A 20,897-nucleotide genomic window follows, 5' to 3' on the forward strand; every position below is an offset into this window, starting at 1 on the left:
GATGGGGATTCGGTATTGTAAATTTCTTTAAATTCTATTTTGCTTCTTTCACATATTTGTCAAGCCAGTTGGCGAAAGTACGCTGCCATAAAATTCCGTTTTGAACGCCCAAAACCCAATGGTTTTCTTCAGGTAAATGAAGAAACTGAGCAGGAATTCCGCGCAGACGTGCTGCATTAAATGCCTGCATTCCCTGCGATTCAACAATGCGGTAATCTTTTCCGCCGTGTATAACTAAAATCGGAGTATCCCAATTCTGAACAAATTTATGTGGTGAATTAGCATAAGAGCGTTGAGCAATCTTGTTGTCTTTCTCCCAGAAAGGACCGCCAAGATCCCAGTTTACAAACCACATTTCTTCGGTTTCTAAATACTGAGCTTCCAAATTGAACATGCCGTCGTGAGCAATAAATGCTTTGAATCTTTTTTCGTGGTGTCCGGCCAGCCAGTATGCTGAAAATCCACCGTAAGAAGCGCCAACGCAACCCAAACGGTTTTCGTCAACAAACGGTTCTTGTTTTACTGCATCAATAGCACTTAAGTAATCTTTCATGTTTTGACCGCCATAGTCGCCGGAAATTTGTTCATTCCACTCCTGTCCAAAACCGGGCAAACCTCTTCGGTTGGGTGCCACTACAATGTAGTCATTGGCTGCCATCATCTGGAAATTCCAGCGGTAACTCCAAAACTGTGAAACTGTTCCCTGCGGACCACCTTGACAATAAAGCAAAGCAGGATATTTTTTGCTGGCATCGAAATGAGGAGGATAAATTACCCAAACCAACATTTGTTTGTTGTCGGTGGTGGTGATCCATCTTTTTTCAACCTTGCCCATTTCAAGTTGGTCAAGAATATTTTTATTCACAAATGAAATCTCTTTTGCTTCACCCGTTGCCGGATTTACATTGTAGATTTCAGCTGGTTTCGACATCGATACTTTGGTTGCAATTAGTGCATCACCGGCAATGTGTATTGTATGGTAATCGTGAATGCCTTCTGTTATTTGTTTGATATTGCCATCGGCCAGGTCAAGTTTGTAGATTTCCTGAACGGCATGCCATCCCGAAATAAAATAAATACTTTTGCTGTCGGCAGTCCAGGTTAATGATTGAGCATTCTGATCGAAATCTTTTGTGTAGAAAGTTTTTTCGCCGGTAGCCAAATCCATTACAAATAAGCGGTTTTTGTCAGCTTCGTAACCATTTCTTTCCATGCTTTCCCAAGCCATCTTGCTGCCGTCGGGCGAGAATACCGGGTTCATATCGTAGCCCATCATTCCTTGCGTCATGTTTTTGGTTTCGCCGGAAGCGATATCATAAAAGTAGATGTCCGAATTGGTCGATTTTGCATATTCCACACCCTGTAATTTGCGGGACACATAGGCCAGGGTTTTTGAATCGGGTGACCAGGCTGTTTGTTCGGTTCCACCAAATGGTTTTACCGGAGCCGACCATTTTTCACCAGGCATAATATCTTTTCCTGATGTGATTTTTTCACTGTAATCAGCAAGGAAAATGTGAGTGTATGTATCTACCCAGCTGTCCCAGTGGCGGTAGTTCATGTCGTTAATTACGCGGGCATTTGCTTTCGGAAGATCCGGATATAAATCTTTTACTGCTTTTTCCAATTGTACTTCTTTCAGATAGAATATTTTACTCATGTCAGGTGAGTAATTGAATGCATCAATGCCTCCTTCAATATCCGAAACCTGAACAGGATTGGTTCCGTCAGGATTCATTTCCCACATTTGAGTGGTTCCGCTGGCAGAGCTAATGTATGCGATTTTTTTGCCGTCAGGCCTCCAAATTTCGTTGAATTCCTTTTTTTCTGTATTTGTTAACTGAACAGGCTCGCCACCTTCAACAGGAAGAGTATATAAATCTCGGTACGAGCGGTTTTCTTCTTTGTTGAAATAGCTTACTCCGTATAAGATTGTTTTGCCGTCAGGGGAAATGTTCTCTCCGCCAAGACGTCCGAATGACCATAAAACTTCAGGAGTCATTACATCCGACTCTAGTTTGGTTTCCGGTGTTTTGTACGATGAATCGTCTTTTGGTTCCTCAGCTTTTTGTTGACAGGATGATAATCCTGTAACAATTGCCAAGCCTAACAAAAGTTTTTTGTTTGTCATGATTGTATAGGTTTGTTGTGTTAATTTATTTCAGCACCGTAAATGTAAGAAATACGAAGAACATTTAATAATTGATTTGTTCGTACTATAAAGACGCGATATGTTCTAAGTTTAGATAGAAGGTGTTTTCGTTTTATAAGAAAAAAGACCCTCAATTTTATTGAGAGTCTTTCTATGTATTTTTTTTGCAGAAAAATTATACTGCAGCTATTGGATTATTGATTGCTTCAATAATTTTAGCTTCTAATTCTTCAGCCAATTCAACATTGTCAATAAGAAGTTTTCTTACTCCTTCGCGACCTTGTCCTAATTTAGTATCGCCATAAGAAAACCATGATCCACTCTTTTTAATTACGTTGTAAGTAACCCCAAGATCGATGATTTCACCTGTTTTGGAAATTCCTTCCCCGTAAATAATGTCAAATTCAGCTTTTCGAAATGGAGGAGCAACTTTATTTTTCACAACCTTAACACGGGTGTGATTACCGTTCACTTCATCACCATCTTTAATTTGTCCGATTCTTCTGATATCCAGACGAACAGAAGAGTAAAATTTAAGTGCATTACCACCGGTTGTAGTTTCAGGGTTGCCAAACATCACACCAATTTTTTCACGCAATTGATTGATGAAAATACAGGTTGTGTTGGTTCTGTTGATGTTCGCTGTAAGTTTACGTAAAGCCTGAGACATCAAACGGGCTTGAAGTCCCATTTTCGATTCACCCATTTCGCCTTCAATTTCAGCTTTAGGAGTTAAAGCTGCAACCGAGTCAATAACAATTATATCAATTGCAGATGAGCGGATCAGCTGGTCAGCAATCTCTAAAGCCTGCTCCCCATTATCCGGTTGAGAGATCAATAAGTTTTCAGTATCAACACCTAATTTTTCAGCATATGCACGATCAAATGCATGCTCTGCATCAATAATGGCAGCAATACCTCCTGCTTTTTGTGCTTCAGCAATAGCGTGAATGGCCAGAGTAGTTTTACCTGAAGATTCCGGTCCGTATATTTCAATGATTCTTCCTCTTGGAAGTCCGCCCACACCTAATGCCATATCTAAGGATAGAGATCCTGTTGAAATGGTTGCAATATCTTCAACGGCATTGTCACCCATTTTCATAATGGCACCTTTACCGTAGGTTTTATCAATTTTCTCCATGGTTAACTGGAGTGCTTTTAGCTTTTCCTTGTTGATTTCTACAACTTCTTTTGCGCTCATAATATATTTTCAATTATTTATTTTCTACACTAAGTCCATTTCAGATAAAATCTGATTGGTATGATCTTTTGTTTGTACTTTGGTAAATACTTTCTCAATAATTCCTTCTTCCGAAATTACAAAAGTTGTTCTCAAAACTCCCATATAAGTTTTTCCGTATAACTTTTTCTCACCCCAGGCACCATATGCATCTAAAATTTCTTTTTCTGTATCAGCAATTAAATTAAATGCTAAATTATACTTTGCAGCAAATTTTTGGTGCGATGATATTTTGTCCGGACTTACCCCAATTACTTCAAATCCTTTTTTTGTTAGATCATCGTAGTTTTCGTTTAAATTACACGATTCCGCAGTGCATCCGGGAGTATTGTCTTTCGGATAAAAGTACAGAATGACTTTTTTACCTTTGAAATCAGAAAGTTTTATTTCTTTCTCATTTTGATTTAAACCAGTGAATTCCGGTGCGTTATCTCCTTCTTTTAAGTTTGTCATGGATTCAGAATTTGAATTGCAAATATACCTTTATATGCATAGAGGCACGAATTTTTAGCGTTAAAATTATCAACCACTGAAGTTAAAAAAAAAAGCTTCTAAAACATGATGAATGGATTTCTTTTTTATTTTTTCAACTCGTTATTTTGTTAATCTTAATCTCTGTTTTGTTATTTCGTACTTACACATTATATATTATCTTTGTTATAAAATAATTACTATCTTAACTTTTTGTTAGATCCTGCATATTACAAGAGGTTTTTGTTGATGTAAATGATACGTTGCAGGAGGTTTATTGTTTTTTGGTTGTTAATTGGAGGGAAGCATTCTTTGTTTTCCCAATTTCCATTTTCAAGAAATTGATTCTATGAATAATAAAATGAGATTACACTACAGTTTACTTTTTCTTTCTTTTTTCTTCCTCCAGTTTTCGGTTGCACAAAGCTTTAGTGGAGGGAAAACAGAACAGCAGATTGAGCAGGAGGCTTTTACATTCTTCGACGGGGAGAATTTTATTAATGCATTGCCGTTGTATCAGGAATTAATAAATGTGTATCCTCAGGATCCGGAATACAATTATTATCTGGGAGTTTGTCAGGTTGAAGTGAATGAAAATATAAAGGAGGCAATTCAGCATCTTAAGATTGCATCAACGAAAAATGTAAATGCATCGGTTCCATATTATTTGGGACGGGCTTTTCATATGAATTATGAGTTTAATTCCGCAATAAGGTATTATCGGAAGTTTCGCGAATATTATAAAAAGAAATCGATTGGTATCGATCGGTTAATTGAGATGTGTCAGAATGGTTTACCTCTGGTAAATTCTTATTATGTGGTTGATGTAAAAAATAAAAAGGTAGTAAACAGGAGTGAATTTTTTAGGCACTACGATATTGAAGGTTTTGAGGACCGGTTGTCAAAGAAAGATAAATCTCTTACATCCAGATATGATGGTGAAGGAGATAAAGAGGTAGCTTGTCTGGCAAATAAAGGACAGTATATTTACTTTTCAAGTTATGGGAAAAATAAAAAGACAGGACGGGATTTGTATCGTGCCAAACGATTAAGAAACGGTGGATGGGGAGAATGGGAAGCACTAAACTCTCTAAATACTGTTTACGATGAAGCATATCCGTTTATGTCGAATGACGGAAGAACTCTTTACTTCTGCTCTCAAGGTCACACTAGTATGGGAGGATTTGATATTTTCAGATCGGTGTACAATGAAATATCTGACACTTGGAGTGAACCTCAAAATATGGGATTTCCGATTAACTCGACATCTAACGATTTGTTTTTTGCAACTGATTTGAACGATGAGTATGCCTGTTTTACTTCAAGCAGGGAGAATGGGAAGGATGAAGTAACTATCTACAAAATAAAATTAGCTGATTATCCGGAACAAAAAGTAGTGATGAACCCTGATCTGTTATCCAATATTGCAATATTAAATGTGGGCAGCAGTAATGTCGATGGAAATTTATTTGAACAAGGTGCGGAAGAACCTTCTTATTCGATGAAATATAACAAAGAAGATTTTCCATACTTTAATTTTCCGGTTACCAGTGAATTGACGTATCATTATTTGAATGAGTTTAAATCGAGCGAGGCCAGGGAGATTTTTATTGAAGCTAAAAATGACCAGTTTAATTCGGATAGTTTAATTGATGGGACGGAAGATTTAAGAAGCCAGTTGAATGGTTTGGAAGGAATGCCTCATAATGTTTTGGCTAATAAGATATCTAAACTGGAACAGAAGTCCTTCGAATTGAGTAAACAGGCCGAAAATAAATTATTGAAGGCTCAATCTCAGGAATCAGATTATCTGAATAAAAATATTATTGGAACTGTCACCGCAGAGGTGCACGCTCCTTCCAGTAAAGGACAATTGGTAATGAGTTCGGAAATAATTCCTTCCACAAATTCAAGGTCTGGTGCTAAAATTGTGAATAAAACTGAGGATGGATATGTTTATCATTTGCAGGTCGGCGTATTCTCTAACAGAGCAGAATCAGGCTTCTTCTCGGGTTTAGATGACGTGAAGGAAGAAATTGTTGGGAATGGGAAATTGTATAAATACATGGTAGGAATTTACTCAACATTTGCTGACGCAAAGAAAAAAATTCCTGAAGTTCGTCAATTGTTTCCCAATGCTTTTGTTGTAGCTTATAAGGATGGTATTAAAACCAGTTTAAGTACAGCAATTAAGGCAACCGATCAGGATTATAAGCCTGAGCCTCAACCTGTGGCTGCTGTTGTTAATACAAAGGCAATCCAGACAGTTACAGATGATCATGTTAATTTTAGAGTTCAGGTGGGAGCATATTCCGGTGAAGTTCCTGAGGATGTTAAGTTAAAATTGGAAAATTTCTCAAAGTACCCAATAGACTATTCCAAAGATTACAGAGGGTATACGATTTGCACTGTTGGTAATTTTGATTCTTACAGCAAAGTGAGTAAATTGAAAATGGAACTTCGTGAGGCCGGTTTAGTGGATGCTTTTACTGTGGCATTTTCAGATAACGATAAAATAACTATTCAGCAAGCACTCGAAATACTTAGACAATAATAGAGGAGATTGATAATGTTAGGGATTAATAAAACACATACAGATAAAGAAGAGAGCGATGTAATCAGCGATCTTTTAAACCGCAATACATTGATGCTGATTAATGATGATTTTCATACCTTCGATTTTGTTGTTGATGCATTGGTTGATGTTTGCAGTCATAATCCTGATCAGGCAGAACAGTGCGCTTACATCACTCACTATAAGGGGAAGTGTGATGTGAAAAAAGGAGATATGAGCACCATTAAACCTATGAGGGATAGGTTAGCAGAAAAAGGATTGAAAGTAAATATTGTTTAGCTTCAAATAAACCAGATTTATAACAAATGACAGCATTAATCATTGTACTTCTTATCGTATTTGGTATTGTTCTTTTACTGTTGGAGTTTTTGGTAATTCCAGGAATTACAGTTGCGGCCTTGGGAGGTGTGGTAATGATAGTCGGAGGTATTTATATGTCTTATCACCATTATGGAAATTCTATAGGACACCTTACTGTTTTGTCTGCTGTTGTTTTTAGTGGGATATCTTTGGTTTTAGCCTTAAAGTCGCAAACGTGGAATAAAATAATGCTAAATACAGAAGTCGATTCTAAAGTTCAAAAACTGGATGATGAAAATATTACTATTGGTGATCAGGGGATTTGTGTTTCACGTCTTGCACCAATGGGAAAGGTGAAGTTGGATAATAAAATTGTTGAAGCAAGATCTACAGGTACTTATGTTGATGAAAAAACAAAGGTTGTTGTTGTTGGTATTGTTGATAAGATTGTAATTGTAAAACCTATCTAAAATAAATCAAATGGAAATTGGTGCATTAATAATGTTAATTGTCGCCGTTGGGGTTGGAATATACATACTATTCTATTTCGTCCCAGTTGGTCTTTGGTTTTCAGCTCTGTTATCAGGAGTTAAAATTTCTTTACTTCAGCTCGTGTTTATGAGATGGAGGAAAGTTCCGCCAAAAGTGATTGTAAGTGCCTTAATTGAAGGTACAAAAGCAGGCTTGATTTTGAATCGGGATGAACTGGAAGCTCACTATTTGGCTGGAGGTCGTGTCGCTCAGGTAACGCATGCTCTGGTGTCAGCTTCAAAAGCTAATATCGATTTGACGTTTAAAATGGCTACGGCCATTGATTTGGCCGGTAGAGATGTGTATGAAGCCGTTCAAATGAGTGTTATTCCTAAAGTCATCAATACTCCTCCTGTAACAGCCGTTTCTAAAGATGGTATTCAGTTAATAGCTAAGGCCAGGGTTACTTTACGTGCTAATATCCGGCAATTGGTTGGAGGAGCAGGAGAAGAAACTGTGTTGGCAAGGGTAGGAGAAGGAATCGTATCTTCAATTGGGTCAAGCGAATCTCATAAAACGGTTCTTGAAAATCCTGATTTTATTTCACGTGTAGTGCTGGAGAAAGGATTGGACGCTGGTACCGCTTTTGAAATTTTATCGATTGATATTGCTGATATCGATATAGGAAAAAATATTGGAGCGGTGCTGCAAACAGATCAGGCTGAAGCCGATTTAAAAATAGCACAGGCAAAAGCAGAAGAGAGAAGAGCCATGGCTGTTGCTCTTGAGCAGGAAAATAAGGCATTGGCACAGCAAATGCGGGCAAAGGTGATTGAAGCGGAGGCAGAAGTTCCCCGGGCAATGGCCGAAGCTTTTCGAAATGGTCAATTGGGGATTATGGATTATTACCGAATGAAGAATATCGAAGCAGATACTAACATGAGGGATAATATTGCAAATCCATCAGATAAAGGGAAAAAGAAATAAATAAAATGATTTAATTTCAATTGGAACCGGGGAGTATTCGTATACTTTCCGGTTTTATTTTGGGTAATTTGAAAAAAAAATGAAATGAATCTCATTGATTTATAATTTACTATAATCCAAAGCACTGAAATCTTCTATTAATGGGAGGTAAATATTTTGCACATCTGAATTTTTTACATACTTTTGCTACCGCAAGATCAGGAGAGGTGGGTGAGTGGCTGAAACCACCAGTTTGCTAAACTGACGTACGGGAAACTGTACCGGGGGTTCGAATCCCCCTCTCTCCGCAATTTTTTCTATGAAGATGGAAAATGGAGTTGGTGAAATTTATTTCTCCTTCCGCAAATTTTCGGGGTGTAGCGTAGCCCGGTTATCGCGCCTGCTTTGGGAGCAGGAGGTCGCAGGTTCGAATCCTGCCACCCCGACGAAAATTTTTCAGAGGAGTTTAAAAACTTCTCTTTTTTTATCTAAATAGAGTACCGGAATGAAAGTTTCGGGGTGTAGCGTAGCCCGGTTATCGCGCCTGCTTTGGGAGCAGGAGGTCGCAGGTTCGAATCCTGCCACCCCGACAATATTTTAGAGAAGTTTTAAAGCTTTTCTTTATCAAATAGAATACCGGATTAAGTTCCGGGGTGTAGCGTAGCCCGGTTATCGCGCCTGCTTTGGGAGCAGGAGGTCGCAGGTTCGAATCCTGCCACCCCGACAAAAAAGAGAGATCATTTGGTTTCTCTTTTTTTGTGCAAAATATTTTCAAATGGCATATTGAGTATCTATTGACTTTCTTACATTTGCATCCAACTTACACAACAACAACAAAACGTCATAATGGAATCAATAAAAGAACTTTATCGAATTGGGTACGGACCTTCGAGTAGCCATACAATGGGACCGCGGAAAGCAGCAGAACAGTTTTTGCTGCGCCATCCTAACGCAGATAAATATGAAGTAACTCTGTTTGGCAGTCTGGCAGCTACAGGTAAGGGGCATTTAACGGGTGTTGCAATTGAAAAGGTATTTGAGGAGAAAGATCTGGATTTGATTTGGAAGCCTGAAGAGTTTTTGAAAAGGCATCCTAATGCGTTGTGTTTTAAAGCTTTTTCTGCATCAGATGAGTTAATTGAAGCATGGACTGCTTACAGTATTGGCGGTGGAGCAATAATAGATGACAACAGTGAGGTGTCTGCCCAAAAAATATATGGGTTGACCACAATGGATGAAATATTAGAGTGGTGCAAAAGCAATAAAAAGCAACTTTGGGAGTACGTGGAATTGATGGAGGGAGATGGTATTTGGGACTATCTGGATGAGGTTTGGACTGCAATGAAAAAGGCTGTAAAAAGAGGGATGAATAAAGAAGGTGAACTTCCGGGAGGTTTAGAGCTGGAGCGCAAGTCTCATTCATATCGATTAAAAGCGAAAACTTTAAGCGGACCTATGAGAAAACGATCCATGTTGTATTCATTTGCCTTGGCTGTTTCAGAAGAAAATTCTAGTGGAGGTGTAATTGTAACTGCTCCAACATGTGGCGCCTGTGGTGTTTTACCTGCAGTTCTTTACTATCATAAGAAATTCTATAAGTTTGGGAAAAAGGATGTGTTGAAAGCTTTAGCAACCGCGGGCTTAATTGGAAATTTGGTTAAGACCAATGCTTCGATTTCGGGAGCAGAAGTTGGTTGTCAGGGAGAAGTGGGTACAGCTTGCGCCATGGCTTCCGGAGCTGCGACTCAGTTGCATGGAGGAACTGTATATCAGGTTGAATATTCTGCCGAAATGGGTTTGGAACATCATCTGGGACTTACTTGTGATCCTGTTCTTGGTTTGGTTCAAATACCATGTATTGAACGCAATGTTTTTGCAGCAGCACGCGCATTAAACCACAATACCTACGCTTTGCTTTCAGATGGCCGTCACAGAATTAGTTTTGATCAGGTAACTGAAACAATGATGAAAACCGGACTTGATTTACCTTACACGTACAAAGAAACGTCTTTGGGAGGATTGGCTTCATTAAAGGTCTTTAATTATAAATAAAGCACGAATAAAATGAGCTTGATTCTATTATAAATCAAGCTCATCTCTTTAATAGATCTAAATTTATTTTAGATCTTTTTCTCTTCTTGATTTAAATTCCGATCCATCTTTCCATTTTGGAAATTCATCTTGATTGGCAAGTTCCCAACCAACACGAAAAAGCAGCCGGGCATCTTCGGCAACACCATCTAAATTCCACCATTCTTCGTATTCATCAAAAGGTTTGTGGTAATTATTGCTTAGCCACTCTTTTTCTTTTGCAGACATGTATTCTATTCCTTTTTCTCTGCTATTGTTGTTGCCACGAGCAAATAATGCCGGAACACCTACGCGTGCAAAGCTGAAATGATCCGATCGGTAATACATCCCCGATTGAGGATTAGGATCAGGCAGGATATATCTATCTTGTTTTTCAGCTTCGATTCTTACTATGTCTTCCAGATCTGATTGTCCATATCCTGTAATCATTACATCTTTCATGCGGCCATAAGGCAACATCAAATCATTGTTAATATTTGCAACAGTTTTGTTTAGCGGAAAAATAGGATTATCAACATAAAATCCCGACCCATTTAGTCCCGATTCTTCGGCAGATGGCGCTAAAAAAACAATTGACCGGCGAGGCTGATGAGGCATGGCTTTAAAAGCTCTGGCAATTTCAAACATCCAAGCAAGAGAGGTTCCATTGTCAACAGCACCATTGTAAATTGAATCTCCATTCATTTTTGGACCAATTCCAAGATGATCCCAATGAGCAGAATAAAAAACATATTCATTTGCCAGATCTGTTCCTTTTATTATTCCGAGTACATTGTGTGTGACGTCAAAATGAGCTGAATTTTTAAAGGCAACACTTACTTTCGTGCTTAAATTAAAACCTGTAAATTCTTTTTGCTTGGCTAATTGAATCTCCGTGTCCAGATTCTTATCTGCATCAGCAAATAATTGTTTGGCAGCATCTAAAGTTATCCAGCCTTCAACTAAACATCTTGATTGATAATTATCCTTAGCTTGCTGATATAATTTCGGAACCGATGCTGAGTTTAAAACTACTGACCATGGATATCCCGCAGGTTCGTCTTGATGAATAATTAGTATTCCTTTGGCTCCTTGGCGGGCTGCTTCCTCGAATTTATAGGTCCACCGACCATAATATGTCATTTCATTGCCCTTAAAGAAACTTTTATCAGTTGAGCCAAAACCGGGGTCGTTCACCAAAACAATTACGGTTTTTCCTTTAACGTCCAGATCTTTATAATCGTTCCAGCCGTATTCCGGAGCTGCAATTCCGTAGCCTGCAAATACCAATTCAGATTCTGTTAATGCGATTTCATTCTGAATGCGTCGGGAGAAGGTGACAAAATCTTTTCCATAAGTTAATTTTCTTACTTTGTCAGGTGATTTTAAACTAAGAAATTGGGGAGCCGTAAGTGATATCTCGACTAAGGGAACGTCCTGAAAATAGGATTCCTTGTTGATTGGATCAAGCCCTATTTCTTTATATTGCTGTGCGATATAGTTAATTGTTTTTACTTCACCTTCAGAAAATGGTTTTCGTCCTTGATATTTATCGGATCCCAATTCTTTGATGTAATTGATCATTCTCTCTGTTGAGATAACCGATTCTGCATTTTTTAAACTTTCATCGGAAGAACTGCACGCCATTGTTAGTGTGGCGATTGTTAGTGTTAGTAGTGTTTTTATTTGCATGTTGTCTGTTTTGCTTAAAAGTAGGAAACAAAGTTTAAATAATTGTAATGCATAACATATATTGTTTCTGTCTTTTTAATGTGATTCAGCTTACAATTTATGATTGGGATCCAAGCTATCTTGCATTTTAATAAGAAACTTAGAATACGTCCTGCTATTTTTGTAGATTTAAAAAAAAAGAAAAATTATTATGAAGTCGAAACGAAAATATCGAACTGTTGAAATGTTGCTAAGAATAGTAACGGCTATTATATTGATTCAAACATTACATTTTAAATTCACAGGCCATCCTGAGGCCGTTCATATCTTTTCTGCAATTGGGATGGAACCATGGGGACGGTTTGGTATTGGAGCAATTGAATTGATCACAGGCATTTTGTTTTTTCTACCTAATTTATGGAAAGCAGCAGCTGTAATAACCTCAGGATTGATGATTGGGGCAATTGGGATTCATTTATTTACCTCGGTAGGTATTGTTGTTGAATATGATGGTAGTTCTGATGGAGGTCAGTTATTTGCAATGGCAGTTGTTGAATTACTCTTTAGCTGCATATTAATGTATAGGGCTAATTTGCCGGAGATGTATAAGGGCTATTTCTCCAAAGGAGATTAGATTAATGATGGAAAAGCTTTCATATCAGGAGAAATGTGCTTGTTCCCGTAGTAGTTTTTGTACGTATGTGGAGCGTCAGGAATATTTTACTGTTTACGAAAAAGAATATCTGGTAAAGATTATCGTGAATGATAATTTGTCTGGAGTGTTATACGTTAGTTCTGTTTTAGTTGTTTGGAGTTTTATTGCAGGAATAATTGATGCAGTGCTTTTTCCTGGAATTATTGCTTATGCCATTTTTCATGGAGTTGTCGATTATAAAGTTCTTACTCCGCCGGTTGTATTTCTACTCGTTAATTTTTTAGTTAAGTTAATTTACATTGCAAGCAATTTAAAAGACAGAGTAAAGCACAATGATATATTTATTTCGGCCTTGCCATATGCTGGTTCTGCTTATCTTCTGAAAAAATTTCTGATTAATGATAAATTATTATCGAAAGCTGTAGTTCTTTACTTGAAAGAGAAAAAACTGCAGGCTAAAGATTATTTTCTAAACTTGATTATTAAAAGAAATAAGTAATCGAATGGATACTCTTTACAATACACCCTTTGCTCCAATTTTTTATAATTCCCTTTATTTGTATCAAAAGAATAAATATTTACGTGCTGTAAATTTATTTTATAGTAAATAAAAAGTGGAATTTATCCCCACATAACTGTGTAGTCTACAATTTTATGATGAGGGGTTTATTAATGCTTGTATTTATTTAAGGTTTGTAATTTTCACAAATAGAGTGTTTTGCGGTGTCTCTTGTCGCTGTACGGCATTTATGGCATAGAAATTTCATAATAGATCATGTTATTATATTTTAATATTTAATTAAAAATTGATTAGTTATGAAAAGAGTTTTGATTGTATCAGCAGTAGCATTAATGTGTAGTTTAAGTATTCCAACATCAGTTTCGGCTGGAAATTTAGTTTCAGGGACAAGTTTTGTGCAGGAAGATGTGAAATATGAGGAATTAAAAGCCGAAGAACTTCCTAAAATGGTTCAGACAGCACTTACGGAATCATATTCGGAGTATGCAATTCTTAAATCATTTATCGGAAATGATGGATCGTACAAGATTATCTTGTCTAAACCAGAGGGAAATATTGCTGTTTATTTCAATGCGAAAGGAGAATTCGTAAAACAGGAAGATTTGGCGGTTTAAGAAATAGATCCATTTAAGCAATTTATCCAAATTTTTAATGCTTAGACCTCTATCGAAGTTGTATTTCAATATTTCGATAGAGGTTATCTTGTTGTCTTTTAAATATCAGAGGAGTTCAATTTCACAAAACAAAATTGATCAGTATTGTGAAATGTCTATGGCAAGGATATTTTGACACGCAGGGAAATTATTTCAGTATGGTAAGTTCTCCCGAAACAATTTCGGGACAGGCTATATGGCAAAATATACAATTATAATGATATGAATAGTATTCTTATTGTGGATGATGATGCAACACTTTGTTTGATGCTGAAAAAATTTTTTGAGAGAAAAGAGTTTTTTGTTGCTACTAGTTTTTCATCGGTTGAGGCAAAAAAAAAGATTCAGTCGAAATTTTATGATATCGTACTTACTGATTTGAGAATGCCCGAGGGGTGTGGTATGGAAATCATAAGTTTTGTGAAGAAAATAACTCCAAAGACTGTAGTGGTTATGATGACAAGTTATGCAGATATCTCATCTGCAATAAAATCGATTAAATTGGGAGCATATGATTTTATTTCGAAACCATTTGTACCCGATGAAGTTTTGGATATTGTTAATAAGGCTCTTGCACATGAAAACCCTATTGTAAAATCGAAATCGCAAGTACCATCAGGTATTCAGGATTATTATCAGGGCAAAGGAAAATTATCGAAGCAATTACTAAAACATATTGATTTAATTGCACCAACACTAATGTCAGTATTAATTGTAGGTGAGAGTGGTACCGGAAAGGAAATTGTCGCGAAAATGATTCATGAAAAAAGTGATAGGTCTCAAAAACCATTTGTTGCCGTAGATTGTGGATCCATATCAAAAACTTTGGCTTTGAGTGAATTTTTCGGACATGAAAAAGGGGCATTTACAGGAGCTGTTACAGATAAAATCGGACACTTTGAGGCTGCGGATGGAGGTGTTCTGTTTTTGGATGAGGTAGGAAACCTTAATCATTCTACGCAAGTTCAATTATTGCGAGCTTTACAAGAAAGAAAAGTAAAGCATGTAGGCAGTAATAGAGAGGTATCGGTTGATGTTAGGATTCTTGCTGCAACAAATGAGGATTTAAATGAGTCGAAGCAGATTGGTGCTTTTCGGGAGGATTTATATCATCGCTTAAATGAGTTTCAGATTAATGTTCCTCCTTTAAGAGAAAGAAAGTCCGATATTATGCATTTTGCAGAATTTTTTCTGAATATGGCCAATAACAGTCTGGGGAAATCGGTAGTTGGTTTTGATAAAAGTGTAGAATATGTTTTTACTAATTATGCTTGGCCAGGTAACTTAAGAGAAATGAAAAATACCGTTCAGCGTGCAACACTGCTTACAAAAAGTGAGTTAATTACTTTAAATGAACTGCCGTCTTCTTTTTATGAAAATACTCAGGAATATCTAAATCCTTTATTTGAATCTGAAGGTGAGAGGATTAAAAGAGTTTTAAATATTTCGGATTATAATAAAAGTAAGGCTGCACGCTTGTTAAATATGGATAGAAAAACCCTTTACAGAAAAATTAAGATCTATAAATTATGAAGTAGATGGCAAAGTTTATCTAAATTTAATCTTTATTTGTTTAGTAATATATTTTTTTTTAATCTGAGAGTAGAAATGAATAAGGTAATTATAACAATTGGTTTTATTATGGGATTGGTTTTTTCAGGAATGGCGCAAGCTCAGGATTCCAGAGGGTATATAGTGAAAGTAGGAGATGTGGCACCTGATTTCGAAATGAATTTGACCGATGGAAGTAAATTGAAGTTGTCTGACTTAAAAGGAAAAGTTGTGATGCTGCAGTTTACGGCTAGTTGGTGTGGAGTTTGTCGCAAAGAAATGCCGTTTATCGAGAAGGAGATTTGGCAGAAGCATAAAGAGAAGGATTTTGCCTTATATGCTTTGGATTTGGACGAGCCACAAGAAAAGGCTGAGAAATTAATTGCTGCAACAGCAATAACTTATCCGGTTGCATTGGATGAAGGGGCAGGAATATTTACTAAGTATGCACACAAGGAAAGTGGTGTGACTCGTAATGTAATTGTTAATAAGGAAGGCAAAATTATTTATCTCACCAGATTGTTTAATCGTGAAGAGTTTGATGGGATGAAAATGGTGATTGAAAATGAATTGAAAAAATAATTTGTTGTTTATAAAAAATGCAGCAGATGAAATTAATTGCATTTTTTCAGCATTTATCCTTTCATGCAAGGAGCAAAATGGATTTTCTTTTTGCTTAAATGAAATGCATATCTGAAAAGAAAAAGGGCGGTGACTAGCCGCCCTAAACTACTACTTAAATTTACTTATGAATTAGTACAATCAATCACCTAAGTGTTTAACAGACTTTCTTCATCAACAAAGATAATGTATGATGTTAATTTTTATTGTTAAAACGCATCCTTTTTTATGAACCAATGATTTTGATAAATGAATCGCCATTTATTGATGAATAGTTATTTCTTTTTTGGGGAGAGAAACTCTATTTTTTTTTGCATTTGCATTATTGTGATTCATTTCCGGTCTGATTAGTATAAAAAATAAATCAGAAAGTCTGATATATTAGATGGATTAAATTCATCAATAGGTATATCATTAATTCCTCCATTTAGTCTTTTTTAGTTGTAGATATTTAAATCACTAAAATATTCATTTGTTTTACTTTCACAATTGAAAAATGCCTAATTTTATGCCTATCTTAAGGGGATCAAAAAGATTTTGATTTAGTTTAATTATTTAGCAGTAATAGTTTATGGACAAGGATTTTATTCATATTATAGAGAAGGTAAGGGCTTATTTATTCAAAAATGGTTTAAGTGGTTTTTCTTTTGATAAAGTTAAAGACTTTGGGGTGTCGCCATCTGATGTCTCCAAATTTGTTGATTCGGTAGAGGAGTTGGTTGAAAAAATTCTTGAATACGAACGAAAATCGTTTGAGTCCATTTTTACTCAATACAATTTTGAAGGTCAGAATGCGATTGATATATTATTTATCGTAAGTCAGGAGATGAATGATCGTTTCGAAAATTTAACACCATCCGTTACAATGGAATTTGAGAGTCATTTCCCGGAAGTGTATAAAAAGCATATGGATGAGCGGATGGAATTCATTTTTGATAAAATTAAAATAAATGTTGAAAAAGGAATAGCGCAAGGCATGTATCGCGATGATCTTAGCAGCGAGATTGTTGGGCGGATGTATCTGGCAAGACTTGAGGACATGCATAATCCTGAACTATATCCTCCGGAGAGGTTTAAATTTGGTACAATCTACGATACAATGATTGATCAATTTGTAAAAAGCATTGGTACCGAGGATGGAATTAATTATTATCGTCAGCGAAAACAATTACTGGGTGTTTTAAGTTTTGGACGATAAAATGATATTTGCAGGAATAGGTTCTCCTGTATTTTGGACTATTTATTCAGGCGATTGTCTTCCAAAAGCATTTGGGAGCGACAAACAAGAAATTATAATCACATGAAAATTTCATTAGCACCTCTTCAGGGATATACTGATTGGGTGTTCCGACAAGCATATGAAAAATGCATTGGGGGCGTAGATGAATTCTATACCCCTTTTCTTGTTCTTCAAAATTCAGGAGAAATAAGAACCTCTCACAAAAGAGAAGTAGAACCTTTTTTGGAGAGAAATAATCGATTGGTGCCTCAGTTTCTAAGTGGATCTGTTGAAGAGTTTCAATTTTTTGAGACGTATCTTTCAGGTTTAGGCTATGAAAAAATGAATTGGAATTTAGGGTGTCCTTTTCCTATGGTTACCGGGAAAAAGAAGGGATCTGGCTTGTTGCCATATCCTGAAAAGATAAAGGATATTCTGGAACGAGGATATTCCGGGAAAATAGACCTGTCGATTAAAATGCGGTTGGGTTTGGAGGATAAATCGGAGATACTTTCGGTTTTGGATGTGATGAAGAACTTTAATATTGATGAAATTATCGTTCATCCCCGCATTGGCAGGCAAATGTATAAGGGAAGTGCCGATAGGGATTATTTTCAGCAAATACAGGAAGGTTTTAGTAAAACAATTGGCTTTAATGGTGATGTTGAGACACTTGATGACTTTGAGAGCTTGAATGCTCAATTGCCAAACCTAAATCATGTGATGATAGGAAGAGGAGTTCTGAAAGATTATTGGTTGCCGGCAAAAATAAAGGGAATAGAAATTCCGTCTGCAGATATTCGTAAAAAAGCATTGCGTAAAATGTACGATGAAATTTTTTCTACTTATACTTCATTTTTAAGTGGAGATACACAGATCCTGCAAAAAGTGAAGCCGTTTTGGGAGTATTTCTCCAGCCATTTTGAGAATGAGAGAAAAGTTTACAAAGGAATCAAGAAATCGGGAAGCTTGAAAAAATATAACGAGGCTGTTTCGTTTGCATTCCAACAAAATGTAAAGGAGTAGAAGAATGAAATTTTCAATCGAATTAACGGATCAATTCCTTCATGTTGAGTTTAAGAATCCGGTTAGGATGGTAAGTTCTGCAATTTTAAACGGTGGTTGCCAAATTGCTGACCATTTTTTGAATACAAAGGTTGATGCTAATTTTAAAGGAGAAAGAACTGATTTTGAATCTCCGGATATTACGCTTAAAGGAATAGCTGACTCCCAAAATTGGGAAGGGAATTGTGTGGGAATGATGACTGCGGCCTTAATGAGTTCATTCCGAAGAATTCGAGTTGAAAAGCAGGGGGTTTGGATAGAGGTTTTTGTTACATCCGGAGTGTCAAATGCCCGCAGGGCAGGAGACGAGGCCGATTATCAATTCGTGAATGAGAAGTGTCAAAAAATAGGGACTATTAATATTCTGGTTACTACTAATGCTAATCTTTCTGATGCAGGTATGGTTGAATGCATAATGATGGTGGCGGAAGCAAAAGCAGCTTGTCTGCAGGATTTGAAAGTTCTGAGCCCGGTTAGTGGATTATTGGCAACGGGAACAGGAACTGATTCCACGGCAATTGCATGTGGTACAGGTCCTATAGTTCAGTATTGCGGCAAACATGTTTTGTTTGGGGAAATGTTGGCAAAAACAACTTATGAAGCCATTTATAAATCATTATCGGCGACTAAATAATTGGTAATAAATTGAGCTCTTTCTGTTGCTGAATATTTAGGAAGTTCAACAACAGTAAAACCCAATTCTTCATAAGTGTTTTTTAAGAAAACCGATATTTCCTTTGCATCTTCAAATGATTCCGGTCTTTCTGCATCGTTGATAAAAATCTCTTTCCAAGGCGGAGCAAGAAATACGGTTTGGTTGTATTGGTCGGATTTTTTAAAATATTTTAATGGAACAGTCAAGTTTCCTCGTCTTACGTAGGCAATAATGTCAGGTAACCCACGATCAAAAAAACACTTTCCTTCGGCTTTGCATTCAGTAAGTTGATAACTCATACGCTCATAACAAATTTCTGCAAATTCGGATAGATTCTGCCAGGGAACTTTATCTCCGCCAATTTGATGTTGCTCCTGAATAACAATCCTTGATATTTCTTCAAAACACTGATAGCCTTGTTCTGATAATTTATTTAAAAGAGTAGATTTTCCTGATCCCGGACCACCAGTAATTATGTATCGATTATGGTACTTGTTCATGTTCAGTTAATCTTCTTTTAAATGAGCGTAAAATAGATCCATATCGATGTTTTCTCTTATTAAATCAGCCAGTTTGTCGTATTGGTTTTCTTTAAATTCCTGATAATTAAAATCACTTTCTTGTTCCAGATTGAATCCGGATAACAGGTGTTGAATCACAATTTTGTTGTCCAGAATACCATGAATATAACTTCCCCAACAGTTCTGATTTAGAAAATAGCCATCAGTTTTTCCATTGGATAAAATGCATAGTGGTATGTTATTTTGGACAGCAATAGTTTCTCCCATATGAATCTCATATCCAAAGCACTCTTGATTTGAATCCCTGAATTTGAAAGTGCATTGTTCTGTGAGTTTTTCATTGGTGATTGTTGTTTCTACAGGAAGAATCCCCAAACCCGCAGTGCTTTCAATGTTGCCTTCAATTTGTAGTGGATCACTAATCTTTTCACCCATCATTTGATAGCCACCACAAATACCGATTACTTTTTTTCCATTTTTGTGTGCTTTAACAATAGATAAGGCAACACCGTTTTGTTTTAGTTCCTGAAGATCGGAAATGGTGTTTTTGCTTCCCGGAAGGATTATGATGTCGGCAGTTTCTATTTCTAAAGGATTGTTTGTATAGTAAAGATGAACTCTTGGATCGTGTTCCAGAACGTCAAAATCAGTAAAGTTGGCCATGCGTGGTAAAATAACAACAGCGCAGTTGATCTTTTCTTTACTGGATGTTTTTGATTTTTTTCCGAGACTAACAGAATCTTCTTCCTCAATATGGATATCTTTAAAATAAGGGAGAATTCCGATAACAGGTTTGCCGGTAAGATCTTCAATAATCTTTTTCCCGTCTTCGAATAGTTTTATGTCTCCTCTAAATTTATTGATAATAATTCCCTTGATTTGCTTTCGTTCGTCTTCGTCAAGTAACTGAATACTTCCATAAACACTCGCGAAAACACCACCTTTATCTATATCAGCTATTAAATAGGTAACCGCATTGGCTTCAACAGCCATTCGCATGTTGGTTATGTCACGGGTTTTTAAATTTAGTTCTGATATGCTGCCCGCTCCTTCCAATACTACGGGATTGTATTTTTGGTTCAATCGATGAAATGCAGATTTTGCTTCTTCAAATAAAGCATGCTTATTATTCCCCATAAAATATTCGACCGCAGTTTGAGTGCCAATAGGTTTTCCATTCAAAACAACTTGTGAACTTTTATCATTTGTAGGCTTTAGTAATACGGGATTCATATCTGTATGACAAGCTAATCCGCAGGCTTCAGCCTGAACAGCCTGCGCTCGGCCAATTTCAAATCCTTCCGGTGTTGCGAAAGAGTTTAGTGACATATTTTGAGCCTTGAATGGTGCTGGTTGATAGCCATCCTGCTTAAGAATTCTGCAAAACCCTGTGTTGATAATGCTTTTTCCAACATCCGATCCTGTTCCGACAAACATTAATGGTCTTAATTTAATCATAAAGTGTTTATTTTCAATTCAACTAAAGGAGATAGTTGATATTTAAAAAGAGCAATTTCAACT

19 protein-coding genes and 4 tRNA genes are annotated in these 20,897 nt (G+C 36.6%); 17 read left to right on the forward strand and 6 right to left on the reverse strand.

The features are described from left to right. Positions 1-34 precede the first annotated feature (34 nt). The 3 genes from dpp5 to bcp form a co-directional block, all read right to left on the reverse strand. A complete protein-coding gene (gene dpp5, locus ACHZAX_RS02245) occupies positions 35-2,131 on the reverse strand; it encodes a dipeptidyl-peptidase Dpp5 (RefSeq protein WP_320017860.1) in 2,097 nt (698 codons plus the stop codon). A gap of 196 nt (positions 2,132-2,327) precedes the next feature. Then, positions 2,328-3,353: a recombinase RecA gene (gene recA / locus ACHZAX_RS02250; protein WP_101311294.1), complete on the reverse strand. Its 1,026-nt coding sequence runs from the start codon at positions 3,351-3,353 to the stop codon at positions 2,328-2,330. Positions 3,354-3,377: 24 nt separating this feature from the next. Further along, positions 3,378-3,845 carry a thioredoxin-dependent thiol peroxidase gene (bcp, locus tag ACHZAX_RS02255; RefSeq protein ID WP_320017861.1) on the reverse strand — a complete coding sequence of 156 codons (468 nt, stop codon included), beginning with the start codon at positions 3,843-3,845 and terminating at the stop codon, positions 3,378-3,380. 367 nt (positions 3,846-4,212) lie between these two features. Here bcp and ACHZAX_RS02260 point away from each other — a divergent pair, with 367 nt between their 5' ends. The 9 genes from ACHZAX_RS02260 (at position 4,213) to ACHZAX_RS02300 (ending at position 10,227) form a co-directional block, all read left to right on the forward strand. Then, positions 4,213-6,417, forward strand: a complete 2,205-nt coding sequence (locus tag ACHZAX_RS02260) for a hypothetical protein (RefSeq protein ID WP_320017862.1) — start codon at positions 4,213-4,215, stop codon at positions 6,415-6,417. A 15-nt stretch (positions 6,418-6,432) separates the two neighbouring features. Further along, on the forward strand, positions 6,433-6,717 hold the full coding sequence (locus ACHZAX_RS02265) for an ATP-dependent Clp protease adaptor ClpS (RefSeq protein WP_320017863.1): 285 nt from the start codon (positions 6,433-6,435) through the stop codon (positions 6,715-6,717). A 26-nt stretch (positions 6,718-6,743) separates the two neighbouring features. After that, positions 6,744-7,208, forward strand: coding sequence for an NfeD family protein (locus ACHZAX_RS02270; RefSeq protein ID WP_101311290.1), 465 nt, complete (start codon positions 6,744-6,746; stop codon positions 7,206-7,208). A 10-nt stretch (positions 7,209-7,218) separates the two neighbouring features. Then, complete coding sequence (gene floA / locus ACHZAX_RS02275) at positions 7,219-8,196, forward strand: flotillin-like protein FloA (RefSeq protein WP_101311289.1); 978 nt, start codon at positions 7,219-7,221, stop codon at positions 8,194-8,196. 200 nt (positions 8,197-8,396) lie between these two features. Beyond that, positions 8,397-8,483: transfer RNA gene (locus ACHZAX_RS02280), tRNA-Ser, on the forward strand. 63 nt (positions 8,484-8,546) lie between these two features. Then, positions 8,547-8,621 (forward strand) — tRNA-Pro (locus ACHZAX_RS02285). Positions 8,622-8,690: 69 nt separating this feature from the next. Continuing rightward, positions 8,691-8,765 (forward strand) — tRNA-Pro (locus ACHZAX_RS02290). A gap of 59 nt (positions 8,766-8,824) precedes the next feature. Then, positions 8,825-8,899 (forward strand) — tRNA-Pro (locus ACHZAX_RS02295). Positions 8,900-9,021: 122 nt separating this feature from the next. Then, positions 9,022-10,227, forward strand: coding sequence for an L-serine ammonia-lyase (locus ACHZAX_RS02300; RefSeq protein ID WP_320017864.1), 1,206 nt, complete (start codon positions 9,022-9,024; stop codon positions 10,225-10,227). Between the two features lie 63 nt (positions 10,228-10,290). Here ACHZAX_RS02300 and ACHZAX_RS02305 read toward each other — a convergent pair whose 3' ends face one another. After that, entirely contained in the window at positions 10,291-11,937 is a 1,647-nt protein-coding gene (locus ACHZAX_RS02305) for a M28 family metallopeptidase (RefSeq protein WP_320017865.1), read from the reverse strand. Positions 11,938-12,127: 190 nt separating this feature from the next. Between ACHZAX_RS02305 and ACHZAX_RS02310 the strand changes: the two genes are divergently transcribed. The 8 genes from ACHZAX_RS02310 to ACHZAX_RS02345 all read left to right on the forward strand — a co-directional run bounded on the left by ACHZAX_RS02310 (position 12,128) and on the right by ACHZAX_RS02345 (position 18,834). Next, positions 12,128-12,550 carry a DoxX family protein gene (locus ACHZAX_RS02310; RefSeq protein ID WP_101311286.1) on the forward strand — a complete coding sequence of 141 codons (423 nt, stop codon included), beginning with the start codon at positions 12,128-12,130 and terminating at the stop codon, positions 12,548-12,550. A 4-nt stretch (positions 12,551-12,554) separates the two neighbouring features. After that, positions 12,555-13,070 (forward strand): hypothetical protein, encoded by a 516-nt coding sequence (locus ACHZAX_RS02315; protein WP_101311285.1) that lies wholly within the window; start codon positions 12,555-12,557, stop codon positions 13,068-13,070. Positions 13,071-13,387: 317 nt separating this feature from the next. After that, positions 13,388-13,705 carry a hypothetical protein gene (locus ACHZAX_RS02320; protein ID WP_320017866.1) on the forward strand — a complete coding sequence of 106 codons (318 nt, stop codon included), beginning with the start codon at positions 13,388-13,390 and terminating at the stop codon, positions 13,703-13,705. Between the two features lie 261 nt (positions 13,706-13,966). Continuing rightward, complete coding sequence (locus ACHZAX_RS02325) at positions 13,967-15,277, forward strand: sigma-54-dependent transcriptional regulator (RefSeq protein WP_320017867.1); 1,311 nt, start codon at positions 13,967-13,969, stop codon at positions 15,275-15,277. Positions 15,278-15,352: 75 nt separating this feature from the next. After that, a complete protein-coding gene (locus tag ACHZAX_RS02330; protein WP_320017868.1) occupies positions 15,353-15,877 on the forward strand; it encodes a TlpA disulfide reductase family protein in 525 nt (174 codons plus the stop codon). Between the two features lie 610 nt (positions 15,878-16,487). Further along, complete coding sequence (locus tag ACHZAX_RS02335) at positions 16,488-17,114, forward strand: hypothetical protein (RefSeq protein ID WP_101311281.1); 627 nt, start codon at positions 16,488-16,490, stop codon at positions 17,112-17,114. 102 nt (positions 17,115-17,216) lie between these two features. Next, entirely contained in the window at positions 17,217-18,161 is a 945-nt protein-coding gene (locus tag ACHZAX_RS02340) for a tRNA-dihydrouridine synthase family protein (protein WP_320017869.1), read from the forward strand. Between the two features lie 4 nt (positions 18,162-18,165). Next, a complete protein-coding gene (locus ACHZAX_RS02345; protein WP_101311279.1) occupies positions 18,166-18,834 on the forward strand; it encodes an adenosylcobinamide amidohydrolase in 669 nt (222 codons plus the stop codon). Here the strand turns inward: ACHZAX_RS02345 and ACHZAX_RS02350 are convergent. Next, complete coding sequence (locus tag ACHZAX_RS02350; RefSeq protein WP_101311278.1) at positions 18,807-19,355, reverse strand: AAA family ATPase; 549 nt, start codon at positions 19,353-19,355, stop codon at positions 18,807-18,809. The genes ACHZAX_RS02345 and ACHZAX_RS02350 overlap by 28 nt on opposite strands. A 6-nt stretch (positions 19,356-19,361) precedes the next feature. Further along, positions 19,362-20,834, reverse strand: coding sequence for a cobyric acid synthase (locus ACHZAX_RS02355; protein ID WP_320017870.1), 1,473 nt, complete (start codon positions 20,832-20,834; stop codon positions 19,362-19,364). Positions 20,835-20,897: the final 63 nt, after the last annotated feature.

Source organism: Labilibaculum manganireducens, from assembly GCF_963665805.2.
Classification (GTDB): domain Bacteria; phylum Bacteroidota; class Bacteroidia; order Bacteroidales; family Marinifilaceae; genus Labilibaculum; species Labilibaculum manganireducens.

Excerpts from the sequence above, each read along its gene's own strand:
- ACHZAX_RS02320 (WP_320017866.1), top strand. The coding sequence starts at position 13,388 with ATGAAAAGAGTTTTGATTGTATCAGCAGTAGCATTAATGTGTAGTTTA.
- ACHZAX_RS02355 (WP_320017870.1), bottom strand. The coding sequence starts at position 20,834 with ATGATTAAATTAAGACCATTAATGTTTGTCGGAACAGGATCGGATGTT.
- ACHZAX_RS02330 (WP_320017868.1), top strand. The coding sequence starts at position 15,353 with ATGAATAAGGTAATTATAACAATTGGTTTTATTATGGGATTGGTTTTT.
- bcp (WP_320017861.1), bottom strand. The coding sequence starts at position 3,845 with ATGACAAACTTAAAAGAAGGAGATAACGCACCGGAATTCACTGGTTTA.
- floA (WP_101311289.1), top strand. The coding sequence starts at position 7,219 with ATGGAAATTGGTGCATTAATAATGTTAATTGTCGCCGTTGGGGTTGGA.
- ACHZAX_RS02315 (WP_101311285.1), top strand. The coding sequence starts at position 12,555 with ATGATGGAAAAGCTTTCATATCAGGAGAAATGTGCTTGTTCCCGTAGT.
- ACHZAX_RS02260 (WP_320017862.1), top strand. The coding sequence starts at position 4,213 with ATGAATAATAAAATGAGATTACACTACAGTTTACTTTTTCTTTCTTTT.
- ACHZAX_RS02265 (WP_320017863.1), top strand. The coding sequence starts at position 6,433 with ATGTTAGGGATTAATAAAACACATACAGATAAAGAAGAGAGCGATGTA.
- dpp5 (WP_320017860.1), bottom strand. The coding sequence starts at position 2,131 with ATGACAAACAAAAAACTTTTGTTAGGCTTGGCAATTGTTACAGGATTA.
- ACHZAX_RS02335 (WP_101311281.1), top strand. The coding sequence starts at position 16,488 with ATGGACAAGGATTTTATTCATATTATAGAGAAGGTAAGGGCTTATTTA.
- ACHZAX_RS02305 (WP_320017865.1), bottom strand. The coding sequence starts at position 11,937 with ATGCAAATAAAAACACTACTAACACTAACAATCGCCACACTAACAATG.
- ACHZAX_RS02270 (WP_101311290.1), top strand. The coding sequence starts at position 6,744 with ATGACAGCATTAATCATTGTACTTCTTATCGTATTTGGTATTGTTCTT.
- ACHZAX_RS02345 (WP_101311279.1), top strand. The coding sequence starts at position 18,166 with ATGAAATTTTCAATCGAATTAACGGATCAATTCCTTCATGTTGAGTTT.
- ACHZAX_RS02310 (WP_101311286.1), top strand. The coding sequence starts at position 12,128 with ATGAAGTCGAAACGAAAATATCGAACTGTTGAAATGTTGCTAAGAATA.
- recA (WP_101311294.1), bottom strand. The coding sequence starts at position 3,353 with ATGAGCGCAAAAGAAGTTGTAGAAATCAACAAGGAAAAGCTAAAAGCA.
- ACHZAX_RS02300 (WP_320017864.1), top strand. The coding sequence starts at position 9,022 with ATGGAATCAATAAAAGAACTTTATCGAATTGGGTACGGACCTTCGAGT.
- ACHZAX_RS02350 (WP_101311278.1), bottom strand. The coding sequence starts at position 19,355 with ATGAACAAGTACCATAATCGATACATAATTACTGGTGGTCCGGGATCA.
- ACHZAX_RS02325 (WP_320017867.1), top strand. The coding sequence starts at position 13,967 with ATGAATAGTATTCTTATTGTGGATGATGATGCAACACTTTGTTTGATG.
- ACHZAX_RS02340 (WP_320017869.1), top strand. The coding sequence starts at position 17,217 with ATGAAAATTTCATTAGCACCTCTTCAGGGATATACTGATTGGGTGTTC.